This is a genomic window from Kitasatospora sp. NPDC058492 (assembly GCF_042720685.1).
Classification (GTDB): Bacteria; Actinomycetota; Actinomycetes; order Streptomycetales; family Streptomycetaceae; genus Kitasatospora.
The window spans coordinates 58,726-78,319 of record NZ_JBHXMU010000011.1 but is presented as its reverse complement, the minus strand read 5'-3'; the positions used below and the strand labels follow the sequence as shown (position 1 = coordinate 78,319).

22 protein-coding genes and 1 pseudogene are annotated in these 19,594 nt (G+C 72.9%); 8 read left to right on the top strand and 15 right to left on the bottom strand.

Annotated elements, in window-relative coordinates; translation table 11 throughout:
• Positions 1-49: 49 nt before the first annotated feature.
• Both ACFWPI_RS10410 and ACFWPI_RS10405 read right to left on the bottom strand, forming a co-directional pair.
• Positions 50-949, bottom strand: coding sequence for a CAP domain-containing protein (locus ACFWPI_RS10410; protein ID WP_079135680.1), 900 nt, complete (start codon positions 947-949; stop codon positions 50-52).
• A gap of 131 nt (positions 950-1,080) precedes the next feature.
• Positions 1,081-4,113 (bottom strand): BTAD domain-containing putative transcriptional regulator, encoded by a 3,033-nt coding sequence (locus ACFWPI_RS10405; protein ID WP_380372678.1) that lies wholly within the window; start codon positions 4,111-4,113, stop codon positions 1,081-1,083.
• Positions 4,114-4,245: 132 nt separating this feature from the next.
• Here ACFWPI_RS10405 and ACFWPI_RS10400 point away from each other — a divergent pair, with 132 nt between their 5' ends.
• Positions 4,246-5,736, top strand: coding sequence for a BTAD domain-containing putative transcriptional regulator (locus ACFWPI_RS10400; protein WP_380372681.1), 1,491 nt, complete (start codon positions 4,246-4,248; stop codon positions 5,734-5,736).
• A 25-nt stretch (positions 5,737-5,761) separates the two neighbouring features.
• Here the strand turns inward: ACFWPI_RS10400 and ACFWPI_RS10395 are convergent, their stop codons facing one another.
• The 9 genes and pseudogenes from ACFWPI_RS10395 to ACFWPI_RS10355 all read right to left on the bottom strand — a co-directional run bounded on the left by ACFWPI_RS10395 (position 5,762) and on the right by ACFWPI_RS10355 (position 11,984).
• A complete protein-coding gene (locus ACFWPI_RS10395) occupies positions 5,762-6,232 on the bottom strand; it encodes a hypothetical protein (protein WP_380372684.1) in 471 nt (156 codons plus the stop codon).
• Positions 6,233-6,419: 187 nt separating this feature from the next.
• Positions 6,420-6,983, bottom strand: a pseudogene (locus ACFWPI_RS10390) (DUF4157 domain-containing protein); the annotation flags it as partial.
• A gap of 136 nt (positions 6,984-7,119) precedes the next feature.
• Positions 7,120-8,298 (bottom strand): methyltransferase domain-containing protein, encoded by a 1,179-nt coding sequence (locus tag ACFWPI_RS10385; RefSeq protein WP_380372687.1) that lies wholly within the window; start codon positions 8,296-8,298, stop codon positions 7,120-7,122.
• Entirely contained in the window at positions 8,295-8,444 is a 150-nt protein-coding gene (locus ACFWPI_RS10380) for a hypothetical protein (RefSeq protein WP_363371661.1), read from the bottom strand. The genes ACFWPI_RS10385 and ACFWPI_RS10380 overlap by 4 nt, the downstream gene beginning before the upstream one ends.
• Before the next feature lie 118 nt (positions 8,445-8,562).
• Positions 8,563-9,411 (bottom strand): helix-turn-helix domain-containing protein, encoded by an 849-nt coding sequence (locus ACFWPI_RS10375; protein WP_380372689.1) that lies wholly within the window; start codon positions 9,409-9,411, stop codon positions 8,563-8,565.
• A gap of 6 nt (positions 9,412-9,417) precedes the next feature.
• Complete coding sequence (locus ACFWPI_RS10370) at positions 9,418-9,936, bottom strand: DUF6879 family protein (protein WP_380372692.1); 519 nt, start codon at positions 9,934-9,936, stop codon at positions 9,418-9,420.
• Positions 9,937-10,211: 275 nt separating this feature from the next.
• On the bottom strand, positions 10,212-10,787 hold the full coding sequence (locus ACFWPI_RS10365) for a DUF1707 domain-containing protein (RefSeq protein ID WP_380372695.1): 576 nt from the start codon (positions 10,785-10,787) through the stop codon (positions 10,212-10,214).
• Positions 10,788-10,889: 102 nt separating this feature from the next.
• On the bottom strand, positions 10,890-11,090 hold the full coding sequence (locus ACFWPI_RS10360; RefSeq protein ID WP_380372698.1) for a DUF397 domain-containing protein: 201 nt from the start codon (positions 11,088-11,090) through the stop codon (positions 10,890-10,892).
• A gap of 12 nt (positions 11,091-11,102) precedes the next feature.
• The gene (locus ACFWPI_RS10355) at positions 11,103-11,984 is read right to left on the bottom strand and encodes a helix-turn-helix domain-containing protein (protein WP_380372701.1); all 882 of its coding nucleotides are present in this window, start codon (positions 11,982-11,984) and stop codon (positions 11,103-11,105) included.
• A gap of 162 nt (positions 11,985-12,146) precedes the next feature.
• Between ACFWPI_RS10355 and ACFWPI_RS10350 the strand changes: the two genes are divergently transcribed.
• The 5 genes from ACFWPI_RS10350 to ACFWPI_RS10330 all read left to right on the top strand — a co-directional run bounded on the left by ACFWPI_RS10350 (position 12,147) and on the right by ACFWPI_RS10330 (position 14,073).
• Positions 12,147-12,518, top strand: coding sequence for an ATP-binding protein (locus ACFWPI_RS10350; RefSeq protein ID WP_380372704.1), 372 nt, complete (start codon positions 12,147-12,149; stop codon positions 12,516-12,518).
• Complete coding sequence (locus tag ACFWPI_RS10345; RefSeq protein ID WP_063348115.1) at positions 12,518-12,781, top strand: hypothetical protein; 264 nt, start codon at positions 12,518-12,520, stop codon at positions 12,779-12,781. The genes ACFWPI_RS10350 and ACFWPI_RS10345 overlap by 1 nt, the downstream gene beginning before the upstream one ends.
• Positions 12,782-12,886: 105 nt before the next feature.
• Positions 12,887-13,276 (top strand): hypothetical protein, encoded by a 390-nt coding sequence (locus tag ACFWPI_RS10340; protein ID WP_380372707.1) that lies wholly within the window; start codon positions 12,887-12,889, stop codon positions 13,274-13,276.
• Between the two features lie 78 nt (positions 13,277-13,354).
• Complete coding sequence (locus ACFWPI_RS10335; RefSeq protein ID WP_380372710.1) at positions 13,355-13,564, top strand: hypothetical protein; 210 nt, start codon at positions 13,355-13,357, stop codon at positions 13,562-13,564.
• 104 nt (positions 13,565-13,668) lie between these two features.
• Positions 13,669-14,073, top strand: a complete 405-nt coding sequence (locus ACFWPI_RS10330) for a DUF3052 domain-containing protein (RefSeq protein ID WP_380372713.1) — start codon at positions 13,669-13,671, stop codon at positions 14,071-14,073.
• A gap of 70 nt (positions 14,074-14,143) precedes the next feature.
• On the opposite strand, the gene ACFWPI_RS10325 is transcribed toward ACFWPI_RS10330, so the two are convergent.
• Together ACFWPI_RS10325 and ACFWPI_RS10320 are read right to left on the bottom strand one after the other, a co-directional pair.
• Positions 14,144-14,860 carry a DsbA family oxidoreductase gene (locus ACFWPI_RS10325; protein WP_380372716.1) on the bottom strand — a complete coding sequence of 239 codons (717 nt, stop codon included), beginning with the start codon at positions 14,858-14,860 and terminating at the stop codon, positions 14,144-14,146.
• Positions 14,861-14,955: 95 nt separating this feature from the next.
• Positions 14,956-15,792, bottom strand: coding sequence for a class I SAM-dependent methyltransferase (locus ACFWPI_RS10320; protein ID WP_380372719.1), 837 nt, complete (start codon positions 15,790-15,792; stop codon positions 14,956-14,958).
• A gap of 138 nt (positions 15,793-15,930) precedes the next feature.
• Between ACFWPI_RS10320 and ACFWPI_RS10315 the strand changes: the two genes are divergently transcribed.
• A complete protein-coding gene (locus tag ACFWPI_RS10315) occupies positions 15,931-16,203 on the top strand; it encodes a hypothetical protein (RefSeq protein WP_380342918.1) in 273 nt (90 codons plus the stop codon).
• Positions 16,204-16,309: 106 nt separating this feature from the next.
• On the opposite strand, the gene ACFWPI_RS10310 is transcribed toward ACFWPI_RS10315, so the two are convergent.
• Positions 16,310-17,044 carry a chitinase gene (locus ACFWPI_RS10310; protein ID WP_380342915.1) on the bottom strand — a complete coding sequence of 245 codons (735 nt, stop codon included), beginning with the start codon at positions 17,042-17,044 and terminating at the stop codon, positions 16,310-16,312.
• A 310-nt stretch (positions 17,045-17,354) separates the two neighbouring features.
• Between ACFWPI_RS10310 and ACFWPI_RS10305 the strand changes: the two genes are divergently transcribed.
• Positions 17,355-19,268, top strand: a complete 1,914-nt coding sequence (locus tag ACFWPI_RS10305) for a hypothetical protein (protein WP_380372722.1) — start codon at positions 17,355-17,357, stop codon at positions 19,266-19,268.
• Between the two features lie 49 nt (positions 19,269-19,317).
• Here ACFWPI_RS10305 and ACFWPI_RS10300 read toward each other — a convergent pair whose 3' ends face one another.
• The gene (locus tag ACFWPI_RS10300; RefSeq protein WP_380372725.1) at positions 19,318-19,590 is read right to left on the bottom strand and encodes a DUF6011 domain-containing protein; all 273 of its coding nucleotides are present in this window, start codon (positions 19,588-19,590) and stop codon (positions 19,318-19,320) included.
• Positions 19,591-19,594: the final 4 nt, after the last annotated feature.

Genomic DNA, 19,594 nt, shown 5'->3' with positions numbered 1-19,594 from the left:
TGGCTCCTTGCTTGCTGTGGCTGCTGTGGCTGCTGGGGGGACGGGGAGGTCAGGCCTGGGCGAAGGTCTGGACGTAGCGGCCCCAGTTGCCGCGCTGGCGGGGGGTGTAGCCGATGCCGATGGAGGTGAAGTCGCGGCCCAGGATGTTGTCGCGGTGGTGCGGGCTGTTCATCCACATCTGCATGGCCTCCGCCACGCTGTTGCCCGGGGTGACGTTCTCGGCGGCCGAGCGGAACTGGAAGCCGGCGGCGTGGATGCGGTCCCACGGGTTGCTGCCGTCGGTGCCGTCGTGCTGGGTGAGGTCGTGGGACGCCATGTCGTTGGCGTGCCGCTGGGCGGCGGCGCTCAGACGGTCGTCGAGCCGCAGCGGCTGGAGGCCGGCCCGGCCGCGCTCCGTGTTGACGGAGGCCAGCATCTCGGTGCGGAAGTCGCCGCCGGGCTGGGGCTGCGGCTGGGGCTGCGGCTGCTGCTGGCCGCCGGCGCCGCCGTTCTGGCCGCCGGCCGGGATGAGCTGCCAGCGCTGCGCCGGGTTGTTGTCGTCCTGCTTGGTGAGGGTGAGCGGGGCGCCGGGGGCGGCCGCGGTGAGGAACAGCTGGCCCTCGTCGCCGCGGGCGGTCCGGACCCGGAACCAGTCGTTGTCGATGACGTCCAGCACCCAGCGCTGGTTGGGCTGCCCGTGCTCGTTGAACAGCCAGGTCTGGCCGGTGGAGTAGTTGTAGTCGATGACGACGGCCTGGCCGGGGGCGTGCTTGCCGTTGGTGAGCTGGGTCTCCAGGAGCCAGCTGCCGCCGTCCTTGGCCCAGAAGACCCAGCCCTGGGCGGTGGTGCCGTTGGGGCCCCAGGACTGGACGGGGGTGCCCGGGCTGCTCTGGCTGGAGCGCACGTCGGCGACCGTTCCGTTCGCGGACTTGAGGGTCCAGGTCTGGCCGTTCTGCGGGAGCGTGGGCATGCGTGGCGCCTATCTTCGGTGGGAGTGGCCCCGGCTCCGCACTGGTGCGGTCCGCGACCTGACGAGAGAGAAGATCGCGGACCGCGGTAGACAAGTGATCAACAAGGGGTGGAGGTCCGTCGGGGACACGCTCAGGGCTGCGGCAGGCCGTCCAGTAGGGCCCTGGTCTGCTCGGCGTCCTTGGCGAGCCCGAGCCGCTCGTACACCTCCAGCGCGTCCGCCAGGCAGGCGCGGGCCTGGCGGGGGCGGCCGAGGCCGGTGAGCGCGGTGCCCAGGGTGCGCAGCAGCGCGGCCTCCAGGGCGGCGCTGGTGCGGCGGGCGAGCGGCAGCGCCGCCTCGGCGGCGTCGGCGGCGAGCAGCCAGCGTTCGGCCTCGGCGTGGATCCGGGCGGCGAGGTCGCCCGCCGCCGCTGCGAACACCGTCACTTGGAGGGCGGCGAACTCGTCGCGGGCGCCGACCGCGTGGGCGAGTGCCGCCTCCGGGTCGCCGCACAGCCGCAGGACCCGGGCCAGGTAGTAGCGGCCGGTGGCGGCGGACACCGGGCCGGAGCCGCTCATCAGGCGGGCGCCGCGCTCGGCGGCGTCCCGGGCCTCGGCCAGCCGGCCGGTCTGGGCGCAGCTGAACGCGAACTCGCCGAGGGCGCTGCCCTCGGAGCGTTCGGCGCCGAGGCGGCGGAACAGGTCGGCGGCGCGGCCGGCGTGTCGGGCGGCGTCGGCGTAGCGGCCGTGGACGCGGGCGTTGCCGCCGAGGGTGAGCAGGGCCTTGGCGAGGACGCGGACCTTCGGGCCGTCGCCGCTGCCCCCGTTGCCGCCGTCGTCGTCCTGGCAGAGTGCGACGGCCTGGTGGATGTCCTGTTCGGACTCGGCGTAGCGGTTGATGTGCCAGAGCATGCCGCCGCGCACGTAGCGGGCGAGGGCGAGCGGGCCGTGGTCGCCGCGGGCGGCGGCCTCGCGGGCGATGCGGTCGGAGAGGTCGGCGATGTCGCGGGTCTGGGTGCGTTCGGCGAGTACGGAGCCCATCCGGTCGGCGAGTTCGGCCGCCCGGTCGAGCGGCAGCGCCGGGTCGGCGCAGCTCAGGGCGATGGCGGCGGCGTGCACGCCGGCCTGTTCGCGCATCCAGCGGACGGCGGCGGGCCCGTCCGTGATCGTCTTCCCGGGGGAGCGGACGGGCGCGTCGAGCAGGCTGAGTTCGACCGGGTCGGCCTTGCGGGCGGCGCGGTCGGCGTTGCGGGCGGTGGCCAGGCAGTAGTCGACCAGCCGGTCGGCGGCGGCGGTGCGTTCGGTGGCGGGTTCCTCGGCGGCGAGCCGGCCGCGGGCGTAGTCGCGGACCAGGTCGTGGAAGCCGTAGCGGCCGAAGCGGGGGGAGTGCAGCAGGTTGAGGTCGACGAGTGCTTCGAGGAGTTCGTCGGTCTCGGTTTCGGTGCGGCCGAGCAGCGCGGCCGCGCAGGGCAGCGGGACGTCGGGGGCGTCGGGCAGGGACAGCAGGCGGAAGGCGCGGGCGAGTTCGACGTCGAGGCGGTGGTAGGAGAGGGCGAAGGTGGCTTCCACCGTCCGTTCGCCGTCGCTGAGTTCGGCCAGCCGGTGTTCCCGGCGCAGTCCGTCGGCGAGCGCGGCCAGGGTGAGCGCGGGGTCGGCGGCGAGTCGGGAGGCGACGATGCGCACGGCGAGCGGCAGCAGTCCGCAGGCCCGCACGATCTCGTCGGCGGCCCCGGGTTCGGCGTCGACGCGGTCGGCGCCGATGATCCGGGTCAGCAGTTCCAGTGCCTCGGCGGGCGGCAGGGTGTCCAGGCGCATCTGGTGCGCCCCGGCGAGGCCGGCCAGTCGGACGCGGCTGGTGACGAGGACGGCGCAGCCGGACGAGCCGGGCAGCAGTGGTTCGACCTGGCCGAGGGTGGCGGCGTTGTCGAGGACGACGAGGACCCGCCGCCCGGCCAGTGCCGAGCGGTAGAGGGCGGAGCGCTCGCCGGTGTCGAGCGGGATCTCGGCGGCGGCCACGCCGAGGGCGCGCAGGAAGCCGGCGAGCACCGCGCCCGGGTCCAGCGGGGTGTGGTCGGCGCCGCGCAGGTCGGCGAAGAGCCGCCCGTCGGGGAAGCGCCCGTGGGCCTGTCGGGCGACGTGCACGGCGAGCGTGGTCTTGCCGACCCCGCCCATGCCGTCGAGGGCGGAGACCACGACGGCTCGCCCGCCGGCCCCGGCGAGGCGGTCCACCAGGGTCTCGACCTCTGCCGTGCGGCCGGTGAAGTCGGCCAGGCCGTCGGGTAGTTGGTCGGGCGGCTGCCAGGCGGGGGCGGGTTCGGCGCGGGCGGAGGCGGAGGCGGCGGGGGCGGGCAGCAGGGCCGGGTCCTCGCGCAGGATCCGCAGGTGCAGTGCGGCGGGGCCGTCCTCGGCCGTCGGCGCGGCGGTTGTCGGCGGGCGGCGGCGGGCGTCCTCGTGCCGGGTGGGCCCGTCCCCGCCGGACGGCAGCCGGCGGCGGGCGTCCTCGTACACGGCGAGTGCCTCGGCCTTGCGGCCCGCCTGGTAGAGGGCGCGCATCAGGACGGCGGTCAGCCGGGGCCGTTCGGGGTGTTCCAGGGCGAGTGCGGCGGCCTCGGCCGTCAGGCCGGTGTGGTCGCCGATCTCCGCGTCCAGCTCCAGCCGCGTCTCCTTGGCGTGAAGTCGCTGTTCGGCGAGGCGGGAGCGGACGGCCTCGGCGTGCGGCCCGGGCAGTCCGGCGAGCGGTTCGCCGACCCACAGCCGTTGCGCGGCCAGCAGGACCTCCCGGACCTCCTGCGGCGGGGCCTGCTCGTCGCGCAGCCGTCCGGCCGTGGCCAGCAGTTCCTCCCAGCGGGCCGCGTCCACCTCCGCGTCGGGCACCCGCAGCGCGTAGCCGTCGCCGACGCGCACCAGCGGCATCCGCTGCGGATCCGGCCCGGTGTACGGCTTGAACGCCGACCGCAGCCGGGAGACGGCCAGCTGGACGGCCTTGCGGGGGTCGGCGGGCGCGGCCCCGCCCCACACCCCCTCCACCAGCACCGGCGTCGCGACCGTCCGTCCGGCGGCGCTCAGCAGCACCGCCAGGACGGCCCGCTGCTGCGGCCGGCCCAGTTCGATCTCCCGCTCCCCGTGCCAGGCGCGCAGTGGCCCCAGCAGCCCGAACCGCAGCCCGGACGCCCCGATGTCAACCATGTCCCGTCCCCGAATGTCGTCCGGTGCCCGGATCACGCCACTTCCGTACGGACGGCGGCGCCCCCTGATCCGGTCACCTATGCTCTGTCACGGATTGTGTACTTGAAACTCATGGCTTCGAGGGGTGGGGGCATGGGGCTCGAATTCCGTGTGCTGGGGCCGCTGCGGGCCCGGTGCGACGGCCACGAGATCGACCTCGGTCGGCCGCAGCAGCGGGCCGTGCTGGCCGCCCTGCTGCTGGCCCCGGGCCAGCTCGTGCCCACTGAACGGCTGGTCGAGGGCTTGTGGGGCGAGGATGACGCCCGTTGGCCCAAGGCTCCGGCCGGCCAGATCGGCACCCACGCGCACCGGCTTCGCCGCGCCCTCGCGGCCCCCGGCCTGCTGGTCGCCACGGCCGGTGGCTACCGGCTGGAGGTGGATCGGGCCGCCGTCGACCTGTTCCGCTACGAGGACGGAGTGAGCCAGGCCGTCACGCTGCGCTACGACGACCCCCTGCGGGCCCGGGAGTTGCTCGCCGGCGCGCTCGCGCTGTGGGAGGGGCGCGCGCTGGACGGCGTGCCCGGCGGTTTCGCCGAACGCGCCCGCGAACGGCTCGCCGCCGGCCACCACGCCGCCGTCAAGGTGCTGCACGACCTGGACCTGGCGCTCGGCCGGCACACCGAGGCGCTGCCCGCGCTGGACGCGCTCGCCGCCGCACACCCGCGCGACGAGGAGGTGCAGCGCCTCCACCTGCTGGCCCTGCACCGCTGCGGGCGGACGGCCGAGGCGCTGGCCGCCTTCGAGGCGCTGCGCGAACGGCTGGACCGCGAGCTGGGGCTCGAACCGGCACCGGCGGTCGCGGACCTGCACGCCCGCATCCGCGGAGGGGGCGCCGAGCTCGCGGCGCCGTCCGCCCCCGTACCGCCGCGCCGGCCCGCCCGGCCCTGCCAACTGCCGCCGGACATCCCCGACCTGGTCGGGCGGGCGGCCCAGGTGCGGGAGGCCGAGCGGATCCTGCGGTCCGGTGTCGGTGATGTCGACGGTGGTGGTGGCGGTGCCGGTGTCGGGGCCTCGCCGGTGCTCGGCCTGTCCGGGCCGGCCGGCAGCGGCACCTCCGCGCTCGCGGTGCACCTGGCGCACACCGTCCAGGACGCCTTCCCGGACGGGCAGCTGTACGCGGCCGGCGAGATGGCGGAGCCGGGCACGGTGCTGGCCGCCTTCCTGCGGGCCCTGGGGGAGCGGCCCGTCGAGGACGCCGGCGTCGGCGAACTGGGCGCGCGCTACCGGGCCGCGCTCGCCGGGCGGCGGGTGCTCGTCGTGCTCGACGGCGTCACCGACCCGGCGCCGCTGCTGCCCGCGGTGGCGGGCTGCGCGGCCGTCGTGGCCGGCGCCGAACCGGGCGCCCTGCCCGCCGACGCGGCCCGGCTGGCCGTGGGCCCGCTGGAGCCGCAGGACGCGTACGAGCTGCTGGCCCGGGTCGTCGGCGCCGAGCGGATCCGCCGGGAGCCGGGCCCGGCCGCCGAGGTCGCCGAGCTCTGCGGCTACCTGCCCGTACTCCTGCGGTCGGTGGCGGCGCGCCTCGCGGCCCGCCCGCAGTGGTCCGTCGCCGACCTGGTCCGCTGGCTCGCCGAACGGGGCGCCTGAGCGGCGCTCCGGCCCGGTGCGGGGGTCAGTAGAGGTCCGAGGACATCGCCCAGATGCGGACGTCGCTGGTGGGCGTGGTGACGAAGGGGAGCTCGCCGTCACCCCAGTAGATGGCGACGCCGCCGAGGTCCTTCACCACCAGCCGGGCGCCCGGGTGCCCGTACGTGCCGGAGGACCAGCAGACGCCCCCGGAGGCGGAGTAGACGACCAGGTTGCCGTCGGACTGCATGACCGCCTTGTACCCGCAGTGGTTCACGTTGGTGCGGGAGTCCCAGACGGCCACCGGGTTCGGGGTGTTGTAGTTGCGGTAGACGACCAGGTTGCCGTCGGGCTGCATGATCAGCCGGGACCGCGCGGAGTCGACGTGCCAGCCCGGGTAGAGCGGCTCGTCGTTCCAGAGCGTGTGGGTCGACGGGTCGTACGCCGCCTGCGCGGTGCCGGCCCCCAGCATCGTCCCCGTCAGCGCCAGCGCCGCGGCCGCCACCCCGACGGCCATGCGTCGCACAGCCTTCACTGCCTTCACTGCCTTCATCCCCGGGTACCTCTTTCGTCCATATCGCGCCCGTGAAAGTACGGGGCGCCCCGTGGAAACGACCATGGGGCAAGGCGGTAGACAAACGATGAACGATCCCGTTGATGGACGGGGGCGAGACGGCTCAGCCGCCGTGTTCCTCGTCCTCGTGGGCGGCGGTGTGGTCGGCGGCGTGGGCGGTTCGGCGGTCTGCGGCCGGGCCGGACAGCACCCGCCGGGCGTTGGCCTCGGCCTCGCGCTCGAAGCGGTCGGACGGGTCGCTGACGCTCAGCCCGGAGCCGTTGTCGGAGCCCGCCACGGGGCCCTGCCGCTGCTGGAGGACGTGGGTCAGCTCGTGGGCGAGGGTGTGCCGGTCGCCGCCGCCGTCGCCGATGACGACGTGGTTGCCGGAGGTGTAGGCGCGGGCGCCGATCTCGGCGGCGGAGCTCCGGGCGGCGCTGTCGTCGTGGATCCGGACGTCCGAGAAGTCGGCGCCCAGACGGGACTCCATGTCGGCGCGGGTGGCGCCGTCGAGCGAGCGGCCGCCGCTGCGCAGCACGTCGTGGACGGCGGCGCCGGAGCGCTGCACCTGGCCGGCCCGCTGGAGTCGCTGGACGACGGCGGCGTTGCCGACGGACGCCTGGAGGCCGAGCAGTGCGGGTGCTGGTGTCCGGGCGGAGGCGGGAGAGCTGGTCGAGGGGGCGTGCGCCTTGTCGTCACTGTCGCGGGTCCTCATCGGCGTCCCTTCGGGTCGATGGCCGGTGAGTCCTGGATACCCCGCCCACGCCCGGAGCGGTAGGGATGGCGGGGGCAGCAACGCTGCCCCCGGGGGCAGCAATGTGCTTACGAGGCAAGGGTTTTGCGTACTGCCGTCAGCCTCGGACCGGCACCGGGTTGCTCGGGCTGTCCAGCCACACCGTGTGGCGGCCGGCCGTGACCGTCAGGCCGAAGCGGTCGAAGCCGGGGCGGCCGTGGCCGTCCCACCACCGGTAGGCGGCCTCCACCTCGTCCCAGAGTCTGCGCGGGCCGGACTGGTACACCTCGTACGCGGTGCGGTCCCGCTCGTAGTCGGCGGAGGCCCAGGAGAGGGTGTCGCGGCTGTAGAGCCAGAGTGTGTACGCGCCGTTGTCGTAGCGCTCCGTCCGCCAGAACGCGGCGGGTACGCCGGACCCGATGACGAACTGCTCGAACCAGCCGCCCGTTTCCCGGGGGGACAGGCCGGTGGTGCTCCGCACCCCGTCGGCGGGCCACTCCCGGCCGTGCAGGTAGTCCTCGAAGGGCGGCCGGCCCGTGCGCTGCTGGCGCAGCCGCATGAACGCGGAGCCTCCGGTGAACCTGCCGCTCGCGCTCGTCCCGTCCTCGCTCATGGTCAGCCTGACGATCTGCTCGCCGCCGTACTCGGTGCCGAAGGGCGCCACGATGATTCCGCCGGGGGCGGTCTGTTCCCGCCACGCGGGAGGGATCTCCAGCAGGGAGCAGGTGGCGATGATCCGGTCGTAGGGTGCGCCGTCCGACCAGCCCTGTCGTCCGTCGCCCTCGACCACGGTGGGCGCGAGCCCGGCCCGGTGCAGGTTCTCCCGGGCGCCGCGAGCGACGTCCGGGTCGTACTCGACGGTCACCACGTTGTGGTTGCCCAGGCGGTGGGCGAGGAGGCCCGCGTTCCACCCGGTGCCGGCTCCGACCTCCAGGGCCCTGTTCCCTGGGCGCACGTCGAGGTCCTGGAGCATCGAGAACACCATGGTGGGCATGGAGCTGGACGAACTCGGCGTCGTGCCGAGCCCGTCGCCCCGGTGGTCTCCGTCGTCCCACTGCGTGGTCAGCGGGATGTCCGAGTAGACGGCCCTCCGCCATGCTTCGGGCTCCTGCGACCGGTACACGACGGGGTTCTGCCGGGTGCCGTCCGAGATCCCCGGCCAGATGCGGTCCGGAACGAACAGCTCGCGGGGCACCGCGTTGAAGGAGGGCAACCAGTCCGAGGAGAGCGCCCCGCCGGCCACCAGCGCGGAGGCGAGCCCCTGGGGGCCCGCCTCCTGGTGCGTTTCGCTGGTCACTTGCCGCCGCCGCCCGCCGGGCGCTGGCCGTCCGAGGTGTTGCCGCCCTCGTCGGACCCGCCGCCGCCGTGCCCGGCACCCTTGTTGGAGTCGTCCTGCTGCCCGCCGCCCTTGCCGTCGCCCGAGCCGCCACCGCGCTTGCCCATGGCTTTCCCCTTTCCGTCGGTCGGGTCGGTCGCTCCCTCGGAGCTGCTGGACCCGATGGCAACACGCTAGGAAAACAGGCTGGTTGGGCTCTACGACGTTGCACGACCTTGCACAGATTCACCCGAGAGAGTTGATCGCCGAGGTGATCAGCGTCCGGGCGTCCGGGCCGTAGACCGCCATGTCAGCCAGTTCGGCGAACGTGTCGGCATACGTCGCGACCTCGCTGGGCTGCGTGATCGTGAGATAGCCCGAGACCAGCTCGACATTGACCTGTGCAACGTCGAAGATCCAGAACCCCTCCACCGGCATCCGTGTCCGACCCGGCTGATCAGGCACGATGCCCAGGCTCACGCTTGGCAGCGAGCCGACCGTGAGCAGGTGACCGAGCTGCTCGATCAGCACGTCAGCGCCGCCGAGTCCGTTGCGCAACACCGACTCCTCCACGAGGAAGGCGAACCGTCGGCCCCCCTCGTGCAGGACGGCTTGACGCTCCATGCGGGCCGTCACCGCTTCGGCCACGTCGTCCACCTCGACCCTGCGGCGTTGCACAGCGCGCAACACCGACTCGGTGTAGCCGCGAGTTTGGATCAATCCGGGCACAAGCCATGACGAGTACGAGCGGAAGCGTCGCGTGCGCTGGTACAGCGGCAAGCGCGCTTCCTGCGCCCGCTTGAGCCCGGAGCGCTCCATGCGCCGCCAGCCGATCCACATGTCCTCGACGGTCCGCAGCGAGGCAATCAGGTCTTCGGCTTGATCTTCTGCCCCGCATGCCTGGCACCACGCCCGGATATCGTCGGCGGACGGGGGAGTCCGGGCGTTGATGATCCGGGACGACTTCGACGGATGCCAGCCGCAGAGGTGGGCGATGCCAAGCCCGGTGAGCCCAGCATCCCGGCACAGTTCGGCAAGCCGATTCGCCAGAACGTGACGGGCCTGCTGGGCACTTGAAGAGGGCGAGGCGGTCATGGTGGATCAGTGAAGCCGGTACTCCTCGTGCGGGACCGCCCGTTCCCAGACGGCCTCGAACGTGGAGTGGGAGAGCTTCACGGTTTGCGGGTCGGTGCTGATCTCGTCGTCGACGAAGTCGCCCTCGCCGCTGAAGTGGTGGACGACGAGCAGCCGACCGTCGATGAGCCAGAAGTCATTGCCGGGGAGCGCGAGGTCGGTCGTCTGCCGACGCGGAAGCCAGCGGACCTGCTCGCCGGAGGCGATGTTCCGGAACGTGATCTCGTGTTCGAACCGGATGTACTCGCTGACCGGTTCTGAGACCACGCGGGCACGCCGGACCTCGATGCCTCGGGCGGTGGTCTCGTGGATCAGCTGCAGCCATGGGTTCCACCACGACGAGTGGTCGGCCGGGTCGTCCCGGTGCCCGTCGAGCCAGCGGAGGAACAGTGGGTCGTCCCGCATGTAGCCGTCGCGCATCTCAAGGTGAAGCGCGGAGTGGGTGCAGGATCGCAGCAGGTCCTCAAGTGGGGGATCTGCGGGCATCGTTCACCTCCGGGAAGAACTGCGTCGTTCGCTTGGGAGATTCGACCACGACCGCGCGCCTCCGGGAGCCGATCTTCGCGGGACGGCCGGGGGTTCGTGTGCAGCGGAGATGCTTGGGGGGAGGTCACCGGCGTGGTCGTGCCGGAAGGCTGGAACTGGCCAACGGCGCTTCATGGCGGACTCTTTGAGGCCTGGGGGCCTGCCGAGGAACGAGATCGCCCGCTCGTCGGGATCGACGAGCGGGCGAGGGTGTGTAGCTGTGGAGTGGGCCTGCCTCAAGCGCCGAAGAGGCGGCGGCGGGGAGGGCGCGCGACGACCGAGGCGTGTTTGAGGGTGCCGGTGAGCTCGATCCGGAGCTGGGGCCTGGTGGCGTCGCCGCCGCTGTCGGAGCGCTGCTTGACCTTGGAGAAGACCAGGGTGAGACCGTCGGTGTCGAGGGTGACGAGGCCCGGCGGGCTGATGATGAGCAGCTTGCCGTGCCGCAGGGATACGTCGATCAGAAGGGTGTCGGCCGTGATGACCGCCTCGGTGAAGTCGAGGACGACCGTGCAGTGTTTCGGCCGCAACTCGATGTGCCGGGGGACCACCCAGCGCCCCGCCCGGGTGTACTTGCCGCCGCGCTGGTCGATGACCAGCACGTCCTTCGGCACGGCCACGGCCGACGCGAAGCTCGGCAGGTCGGTGGTCAGCTCGGCCAGCTCGGCCAGCGTCCGGGCCGAGAGCGCGGCTTCCAGCCGGGTTTCGAGTTCTTCGGGGGTGAGCCGGCCGTCTGCGGCGGCGACCTGCAGCGTTTCTACGATGCGGTCCCGGTCCTGATGGGATGCCCGTAGCGCGGGCAGGTCTCTCGACATGGGTCCACGCTAACCCAGTGCGGGCGGCCCGGAACAGGGAGCTGGGCGGAGGCGGTCAGCACCAAGTGTGCTGACCGCCGGGCGTGCGGCAGGGGTTCAGGCTCAGACGAGGTGGTCGAACTCGCCGGCCTTGGCGCCGAGGATGAGGGCGCGGAGTTTGGGGACGGTGGTGGTGACGATGGTGGAGGGGTCGTCGGACTCGCGGAGGTGACGGATAGCTTCGTTGCCAGCGGCAAGTTCCAGGCATGCGTTGCCGGCATCTCCACCACTGAACGACGATTTCTTCCAGGAGAGTTCGGGCATTTGTGACGCCTCTCATGCTTGTAGCGGGTAAAGGAGATACTGAAGAAGCCCCCATGAGTTACGTGAGCTGTGGCCGCGTGCCGCTGTTGCGTCGATGGCCGGCAGCGCAATCTCGCTCAACTGCTGGAACTTCCACAGGTACCCCGCAATGCTCTCAGGGTCACCGCTGTGCTCCGCGCCGCCGGGTACATCTAGAACGATCGTCGAGAGGTCGACGCAGCCGGGATCGCACAAGAGAAAGGGGCCAGACTGGGAGGGCTTCCTGGGCGCTGCGAACGGAAGGATTTGGATGGTCACATTGGGACGCTCTGCCACATCCAGTAGGTGGACCAGCTGAGCCCTCATAACGTCCGGACCAGGGAATAGCATTCGCAGAGCCGCTTCATGGATGACGAACCGGAACTCTCGTTGGCTATCGATAACGCACCGGCGGTCCATGCGGAACTGGACCGCGGCTGCCAGATCCCATGGACCGTTGCGATAGCCATCCTTGTAGAGAGCCTCGGCGTATTCGGGAAGCTGGAGTAGCCCGGGAATGTAGAGCGTTTCGTAGTTGTCGAAACGGGTCGTACGGTCTTCGAGCTCTGCCAGGTCGAGTGAGAGGTCGGGAACCTTGCCTTCGAAGCTGCTCCACCAGCCTTTGCCGGTGCTTCGGCCCATCTCGGCCAGGATCTTGCGATAGGCCGGATCGTTGCACCCGTAGGCGTCGAGCCAGATCTCAAGGCGCTCGGGGTTGAGGGTGATCCGGCCAGCCTCGGTGTGGCTCACCGCCGGACCCTTCATGCCCACCAGCGCGCCAGCTTCCGGTGCAGACAGCCCGGCGGCCGTACGCAGAAGCTGCAACTCCTCGCCGAATCGGCGCTGTCGCTGGCTGATTGGTCCCTTGTATCCCACGATCATCCTTCCCTGTCGGCGCAGTCTCGCGCACAACCCATCCGGGATGCCACCAACGAGTGACGGCCTTGCAATGTTGCCATAGATCCCCCTACTCTCAGTGTTGCACCGGTCACATGACGGATCGTCAGTGACTCCCCCCTCTCCCTCCCGGGGTCTCTCATGCGTGCTTCCAACCCTCCCGACTGGACCGCCGCCCGCACCGAACTGTGCGACCTCCTCACCACCGCCGGCTGGCCGCCCCCCACCATCTGCGACGCCGAACTCGCCCTCCACGAACTCTTCTTCAACGCGTGGAAGCACGCCGGGAGCCTCGCGCCCCTCGTCGTGCTGTCCCTCCTCAACCGCAGGCTCCGCGTCTCGGTCTGTGACGACAGCCAGACCCTCCCGCCCGAGCCGTGCGCCCCCGCCGACCCCTACGCGCTCTCCGGCCGAGGCCTGCACCTCGTCCGTTCCCTCGCCCACCGCTTCGGCGCCGACCTGCGCAAGCAGGGCAAATCCGTCTGGTTCGAGCTGCAGTTGGACGCCGCCTGATGCCCCTTCCCCGTCGCCGCCCGATGCTCCCGACCGACCCCCGGATCCGGTACTACACCGACGACCACATCCGCACGCTCCTCGCCGAAGTCGACGAGCGCGGCCGCAGGTTCGGCCTCATCTTCCCCTCCGCCACCATCGACCGCACCATCGACGGCCGCGTCCTCGTCCGCTTCAACACCGCCCCGGCCTCCACGCTCCTCAACCTCCTCTCCCTCCTCCTCGCCGCCGACCGAGACCGCGAAGACCCGTGCGCTTTCTGATCGCCGCTGCTTTCGCCGTCCTCCTCGCCCTGGCGATCGCCACCGTCGTCCTGGGCGTCATCACCGCACTCAACGTTGCAAAGCCCGACGAGGAGGACCCCTGACATGCCCGACCCGGACCCGGACCCCGACTTCGGCCCCAATCCCCTGGCCAACCTCCTGGCCAACGCCCTCGCCGCGACCCACTACGCCGTCGCCGCCGCCTTCAACACCCTCGCCCCCGGCGTCGCCCAGCCCGTCCCCGACGACTTCGACTGGCGCGAACTCGAAGCCTTCATCTTCCACTTGGGCTTCGCCGCCGACGACTCCGACGCCGCCCTCAACCTCTACCGCCTGGTCACCGCCGTCCAACGCATCGCCTACCGCGAGGCCGCCGGTCGCAACGCCGCCGGGCACCCCGCCCGCCTCAACCCCCACCTCAACCCCGGCCCCAGCCCTGCCCCCAACCCCCGCCCGTCCTCCGCCGGATTCACCCGTGGGGGTGGTGCCGGGTGAATGCCACCGACCGTGCCCCGCGCGGCCCCTAGCGTGGGCAGGGCCAAGCGCCAGCCGCCCCAGGGGAGGGGACCCGACGTGTCCGATGTGCCCGACGTCGCCGAATACCTGCTGCTCTACGTCGAGGGCGACGCAGTCGTGGCGCACGACGCCGACCTGCACCCGCACACGTTCCCCCTCCCGCCCGGCGAGCTGGGCGCCACCATCACCCGGGCCGATGCCGCCGGGGGCGCCCAACTCCTGCTGGCCGTCAGCTCGTCCGGCATCGTTTCCTGCCGCGAGGTCTGACGGACCGTCAATTCATGGGCGTGTTCCGCGCCGGCCACCGTCCGTGTCTGGTTGGCTACCTGGATGCGAGGCGACAGGCGCCTCCAAGTCAAAGGAACACCGGCATGACGACAGAGCGCACCAACCCGGCGGCCCGGCTCGGGTTCCAGCCCGGGCAGGTCGTCCAGGAGATCGGTTACGACGAGGACGTCGACCAGGACCTCCGCGAGGGCATCGAGTCGATCACCGGCCAGGACCTCGTCGACGAGGACTACGACGACGTGGCCGACACCGTCCTGCTCTGGTTCCGCGAGGACGACGGCGACCTCACCGACGCCCTGGTCGACGCCATCGGCCTCCTCGAAGAGGGCGGCACGACCTGGCTGCTCACCCCGAAGTCGGGCCGGGGCGGCTACATCGAGCCCAGCGACGTCAACGAGGCCGCCCAGACCGCCGGCCTCGCCTCGACCAAGGCCATCGGCGCCGCCCCGGACTGGGCCGGCACCCGCCTCGTCGCCCCCAAGCGCTGACCTGCCCGGAGCAGGAAGGCGGCGGTGCAGGAAGTCGGCCCCGCCGACTTCCTGCTCCGCGCCCCTCACCTCACCGCTGCGGCAGCTCGCACCCGTCCGGCCCGCACGCCTCGCCGCCACCGTCGCCGCCGCCGACCAGCAGGGGCACCGCCACCCGGCTCTCCCAGGCCTGCTCCAGCGCTGCCGTGAACGTCTCGGCCGGCTGGGCGCCCGAGACCCCGAGCCGCCGGTCGAACACGAAGAACGGCACCCCGGTGGCGCCCATCGCGCCCGCCGTCGCCTCGTCCTCGCGCACCGCCTCCGCGTAGGCGTCCGGATCGGCCAGCGCCGCCGCCGCGGCCTCGCCGTCCAGCCCCGCCTCGACGGCCAGTTCCACCAGCCGTCCTTCCGCGAACGCGGACCGCGCGTCGGCGAAGTTGGCCCGGTACAGCGCGTCCAGCAGCTGCCCCTGCCGCCCGTGGTCCTTGGCGAAGTGCAGCAGGCGGTGCATGTCGAAGGAGTTCGCCGCGTCGCGCCCCTCGCGGAGGTACGCCAGCCCCTCCCCGTGCGCGTTGTCCGCGATCCGCGCCTCCGCCGCCTCGGCCTGCTCCAGGCTGAGCCCGTACTTGGCGGCGATCAGCGGGACGACCGGCCGCGCCTCGGCCGGCGAGTGGGGGTCGAGCTCGAAGGAGCGGTGGACGACCTCCACGTCCCCACGGTGGGGGAACCGCTCCAGGGCCTGCTCGAACCGGGCCTTGCCGATGTAGCACCACGGGCAGTTGATGTCGGTCCAGATCTCCACGCGCACGGCGTCGCTCCCGTCTCCAGCCGTGCGGGGCCTTCCCGCACCCGGCTCCGTGGCCAACGCCGCAGACCACCTGAATATTTCTCGTGATGAAATATTCAGGTGCGCGGGGGGACCGGCCTCACCGCCGCGAGGTGGATCCTGAACCCGTACGGAAGGTGCCCGTCCGCCGGGCCCGACGCCGCCCGGGCCTCCGTGAGGAACGCCTCGTGCAGGGCGGCGCGGGCCTCCTCGTCGAGCGGGCCCACGTCGTAGACGCCGGACACGGCCTCCCACACCCGTTCCGCCGGGCCGCCGAGGTCGATGAGGACCGTCTCCCACCCCACCGGCCCGAACCCGGCCGGCCCGAGCAGCCCGGCGAGGCCGTCGCGGCTCCGCGCCCGCCGGTCGCCCAGCGCCGGGATGCGGCGGTCCGCGGGGAGCGCGGCGAGGGCGGCGGACAGCCGCTCGCCGAACCGCTCATGGACCTCGCCGCCGACCATTCCGCCGCCGAGTACGCACGCGAGCAGCCCCCCAGGGGCGAGCACCCGGGCGATCTCGGCGGTGACCAGTTCCAGGTCGCCCATCAGCATCAGCGCGAGGTGGGAGACGCAGGCGTCGAACGCGCCGTCCGCGAAAGGGAGTTCCTGTGCCCGTCCGACGGCCAGCCGGGCGCCCGCCAGGGCCGGTCGGCGGCGGGCCAGCGCGAGCGCCTCGGGGGACAGGTCGATCCCGGCCAACTCGCGACCGCTGGTCCCGGCGAGCAGTTCGAGCAACAGCCCGTCGCCGCAACCGAGGTCGAGCACCCGGCGGCTCCCGGCGGCGCGGTCACGCAGGACCTGGTAGCTGGTCCTGCCGTCCGAAGCCCTGGCGCGGCCGAGCACGTCCGAGGTCAGCGCCGGGCGCTCGGCGTGGAAGGCCTTCAGGAACGCTTCCTGCGATGCGGTCGTCGTCATGTCCCCGAACGTAGGTACTCGGCGCCCCGCCCGCCGGTCGTTCGGCGGATCGGCGATGACGAAGGGGAATACGCCATCGCCGCCCCGCCGCACGGCAGTTACCGTGTCGGTGACAGCCCGAACGGAAGGCGGACAAGGATGGGAACCTCCGCGCACGTCATGGCGCCGCCACTCGTCGCGGTCGCGGTGCTCCTGCTCGCCGTCAAGTGGGTCAGGCGGCGGCGGGACGGCAGGCCCGTGCCCCTGCTGCCGCGATCAGGTCCGGCCTGGGCGGGCGCGTTGGCCGCCGTCGCGTTCGTGCTGGTCACGGGCGGTCTGGCCGGCCGTGCCGGGGACGCGGTCGTGCCGGCCGTCGCGCTCGGGGGACTGGTCGGGGCCTTCGTGGACCTTCGCTTCGACGCCCGGCGATGACGCCCGGCGATGACGTCCGGCGCTGACGCCGTCCCCGGCCGCGCCCGCCAACCGACCCGTGCGCGGGAAGTCGGACTGGCCGACTTCCCGCGCAAGCCGCCGCCCGTCAGCAGGAGATGTTGCCGCCGCCGACGTCGGTGCCGAGGACGCCGACGAACTTCTTGTAGAGGTTGATGCGGTCGTTGCGCTCGTCCGGGTTCTTGCCGTTGCACTCCAGGTCGCCGTTGATGCTGCGGATGGTCTCGCCGAAGCCCTTGCCGTTGACGATGGCGTCGTGCGCGGTCATCGTCCCGGCGCCCTTCTGGGAGTTCCAGAACCAGAGGCCGGTCTTCCAGGAGACGGCCGGGTCCTTCTCGGCCAGGTAGGGGTTGTTCAGCAGGTCGATGTGCAGGGCGTCGCCCGCCGCCTTGTAGTTGAAGTTCCAGCTGATCTGGAGCGGGCCGCGCCCGTAGTAGGCGCTCTTGCCGGCGGGACAGCCGTAGGGCTGCGAAGTGTCGCAGTAGTGCGGGTAGTTGGCGGTGTTCTGCTCGACGACGTACTTCAGGCCGCCGGTCTCGTGGCTGACGTTGGCGAGGAACGCCGCGGCCTCGCGCTTGCGGGTGGCGTCGTTGCCCGTGGTGGTGAACCCGGGGTAGGCGCTGAGGGCGTCGGTCAGGCCGCGGTAGGTGTAGAAGGAGTTCCGGCTCGGGAACATCTGGTTGAACTGGGCCTCGCTGACCACGAACGAGGCGGCGGCCGCCGGTGTGGCGTGCCCGGTGAGCGCGGTGGTGCCCAGGGCGACGGTGCTCAGGACGGCGGCCGAGGCGGCCATGGACAGGGTGCGGGAGAGCTTCATCGTCACTTCTCGCTTGTCGTCGGGGTGGGGGCGCTTCGGGGGTGCTTCGGTGGCGCTTCGGGATGCTCCGAGGGGTGCTCCGGCGGGTGCTTCGGGAGCGAAGCGCCGGGGAACATCGTGGTGCGCCGATTCCGGGAAAAGGCGTCGACCAGCACCCAAACCACTCGTTCGGGGTGTATCCGGCCCAGAAGGTGAGCGCGATTCAGGCCAATTCCAGCTCGTCCGACACACCGACAGATTGATCATCCGGTCATCAGATACGCGGGATAGCCTCGTCCGCGCACATGGCAGACACCGCGAGCGGGGGGACGACCACATGGGGCACGCCGACGACGAGGGCGACGAGCGGTTGGCGGCGGAGGGCGAGGTGGCGGTGGCCCGGTTGGCGATCGACTCCGGAGACCTCCCGCACGCCGCCGACCACCTGGCCGACGCGATCCTCGCCGACCCCCAGCTGCCCGAACTGCACGAGGCGCTGGCCGAGTTGTGCGCCGCCGCCGGAGGCCCGGCCGCCGCCCGCGACCTGTTCCCGCTGGACGGCCAGGTCTACCTGGGCACCGTCGCCTGCCGGGCCCACGTCGAGGCCGCCGCCGGGGACTGGGACACCGCCGTCGGCCTGCTCGCCTCCGCGATCCAGTACGAGCCCGCGAGACCCTGGGCGCACGCCGCCTGGCTCGCCCGCGAGGACCTGCCCGCCCTCGTCGACCCGGACGCCGTCGCCCAGGCGGTGGCCCGGGCCAGCGGCGGACTGCCCGACCCGCTGCCCCCCGAACTCGCCGAAGCCGTCCAGCCGTTCGAGGACTTCGTCCAGTCCGTGGTGGCCCGCCACGGCGACCACGCGCTGCTGCTCGCGATGGCCTCCGGCCTCACCCGCCGCCTCGGCGCCACCGACCGCGCCGTCGAACTCGCCGAACTGGCCCACCTGCTGGCCCCCGGCTACCTGCCGTCCGTGATGCTCGGCAACGCCCTGCGCGCGCACGGCCGGCCGGAACGGGCGCTCGCCGTCTGGGAGGCCGAACTGGCCCGGGTCGAACCGGAGCGGGACAACTCCAGCAGCTACCTCGCCGTCGACGTCGCCGAGTTGTACGGCGCCCTCGGCCGCCCCGCCGACGGCCTGCCCTGGCTGGACCGCGTGCTCGCCACCGAACCCGACCACCCCAAGGCGGCCCCCGCCCGGTACGGCCTGCGGCACGCCGCCGACGGCGACCCCGCCCACCTGCTCGCCCTGGCCGACCACCACCGCGCCCACCCCGACCACGAGTACGCCCAGGACCTGCTGGAACGCCTCAGCCACCGGGAACCCTGGCTCGGCATGGTCTCCGGCGCCACCGAGGCGACCGTCAACGTGCTGCACCAGGTGCTCGCCGCCCCCGGCACCACCCGCGACAGCGAGATCGAGTGCAGCGCCTCCGCCGTGGAACCGCCCAGCTCCCTGCTGGCCGTCCGCCTCGCCCTGCCGCGCTCCACCGTCGCCTACCAGTCCGTCGCCGAGCCCGACCCCCGGCTGCCGCTGGCCGAACCGGCCACCCGGATCTGGGCCTGGGACGGCACCGACCCGCGCCCGGCCGTCGCCCCGCCCGCGCGGGACAGCGCCGAACTCGTCCGGGCCACCGCCGAGATCGTCTGGGCGACCGTCCCCGCCGCCTACGACCACGCCGTCCGGCTGGCCGGGCTGCCCCTCGACGACCTGCTCGGCGCGCTCGTCCACCCGCCGATGCCCCGGGAGGACGACCTCGGCCGGGCCCTGCTCGCCCACCAGCCCGAACTGTGGGTGCGGGCCGTCCAGGTCTTCGCCTGCCTCGGCATCGCCCACCACCGCACCGACCAGCCGTGGGAGGACTCCGAGCGCCGCCGCGTACTGGTCGACCTGCTGCTCGGGCCCGAGGACTGGGTGGTCGAGGCGGCCGGCTTCGCCCTCGTCGCGATCGGCTGGACGCACCCCGAGACCCGCGCCGACATCGCCGACCGGCTCCGGCAGCGGCTGCACTACAGCGCCCGGGCCCGCCGCACCCGCGTGGTGACCGTCCTGCGCTCGCTCGCCGCGCTGGCGCTCACCGCGCCCTGGCTGCCCCGGGCCGACCTCGACCTGGCCCGGCGGATGATCGAGCGGGCCGAGGCCCAGGAAGCCAGGGAAGCCGGGGCCGCGCGAGAAGCCCAGGAAGCCAAGCAGATCGAGGAGCAGCCGGAACCCCGCCCCGGCCTCCTGCGCCGCCTCTTCCGGCGCGCCTGACGGGCGCTACACCAGAGGCCGGCGAGCGACGCCCGTCACCCGGTGCCTGTCACCCGATGCCCGGCAGCGGATCCTGGTCGACGTCGAAGCGCGCGACCCGCTCCGCCGGATCGCGGCACTCCGGGCCGAGCCGCAGGATCCGCGACTCCGGATCGTGCAGCGGGCGGTGGCAGCGGCGGCAGGTGACGCGGGGGCGGATGGCCTCGGGGGTGTCGGTGCCCGGGATCGGGTCCGGGCCGCCACCGCTCGGGCCGCCACCGCTCGGGCCGCCACCGCTCGGGCCGTTGCTGGTCGGGCCGTTGCTGGTCGGGACGCTGGTCATGGGG

Excerpts from the sequence above, each read along its gene's own strand:
- ACFWPI_RS10410 (WP_079135680.1), bottom strand. The coding sequence starts at position 949 with ATGCCCACGCTCCCGCAGAACGGCCAGACCTGGACCCTCAAGTCCGCG.
- ACFWPI_RS10405 (WP_380372678.1), bottom strand. The coding sequence starts at position 4,113 with ATGGTTGACATCGGGGCGTCCGGGCTGCGGTTCGGGCTGCTGGGGCCA.
- ACFWPI_RS10400 (WP_380372681.1), top strand. The coding sequence starts at position 4,246 with ATGGGGCTCGAATTCCGTGTGCTGGGGCCGCTGCGGGCCCGGTGCGAC.
- ACFWPI_RS10395 (WP_380372684.1), bottom strand. The coding sequence starts at position 6,232 with ATGGCCGTCGGGGTGGCGGCCGCGGCGCTGGCGCTGACGGGGACGATG.
- ACFWPI_RS10380 (WP_363371661.1), bottom strand. The coding sequence starts at position 8,444 with ATGGGCAAGCGCGGTGGCGGCTCGGGCGACGGCAAGGGCGGCGGGCAG.
- ACFWPI_RS10375 (WP_380372689.1), bottom strand. The coding sequence starts at position 9,411 with ATGACCGCCTCGCCCTCTTCAAGTGCCCAGCAGGCCCGTCACGTTCTG.
- ACFWPI_RS10370 (WP_380372692.1), bottom strand. The coding sequence starts at position 9,936 with ATGCCCGCAGATCCCCCACTTGAGGACCTGCTGCGATCCTGCACCCAC.
- ACFWPI_RS10365 (WP_380372695.1), bottom strand. The coding sequence starts at position 10,787 with ATGTCGAGAGACCTGCCCGCGCTACGGGCATCCCATCAGGACCGGGAC.
- ACFWPI_RS10360 (WP_380372698.1), bottom strand. The coding sequence starts at position 11,090 with ATGCCCGAACTCTCCTGGAAGAAATCGTCGTTCAGTGGTGGAGATGCC.
- ACFWPI_RS10350 (WP_380372704.1), top strand. The coding sequence starts at position 12,147 with ATGCGTGCTTCCAACCCTCCCGACTGGACCGCCGCCCGCACCGAACTG.
- ACFWPI_RS10345 (WP_063348115.1), top strand. The coding sequence starts at position 12,518 with ATGCCCCTTCCCCGTCGCCGCCCGATGCTCCCGACCGACCCCCGGATC.
- ACFWPI_RS10340 (WP_380372707.1), top strand. The coding sequence starts at position 12,887 with ATGCCCGACCCGGACCCGGACCCCGACTTCGGCCCCAATCCCCTGGCC.
- ACFWPI_RS10330 (WP_380372713.1), top strand. The coding sequence starts at position 13,669 with ATGACGACAGAGCGCACCAACCCGGCGGCCCGGCTCGGGTTCCAGCCC.
- ACFWPI_RS10320 (WP_380372719.1), bottom strand. The coding sequence starts at position 15,792 with ATGACGACGACCGCATCGCAGGAAGCGTTCCTGAAGGCCTTCCACGCC.
- ACFWPI_RS10315 (WP_380342918.1), top strand. The coding sequence starts at position 15,931 with ATGGGAACCTCCGCGCACGTCATGGCGCCGCCACTCGTCGCGGTCGCG.
- ACFWPI_RS10305 (WP_380372722.1), top strand. The coding sequence starts at position 17,355 with ATGGGGCACGCCGACGACGAGGGCGACGAGCGGTTGGCGGCGGAGGGC.
- ACFWPI_RS10300 (WP_380372725.1), bottom strand. The coding sequence starts at position 19,590 with ATGACCAGCGTCCCGACCAGCAACGGCCCGACCAGCAACGGCCCGAGC.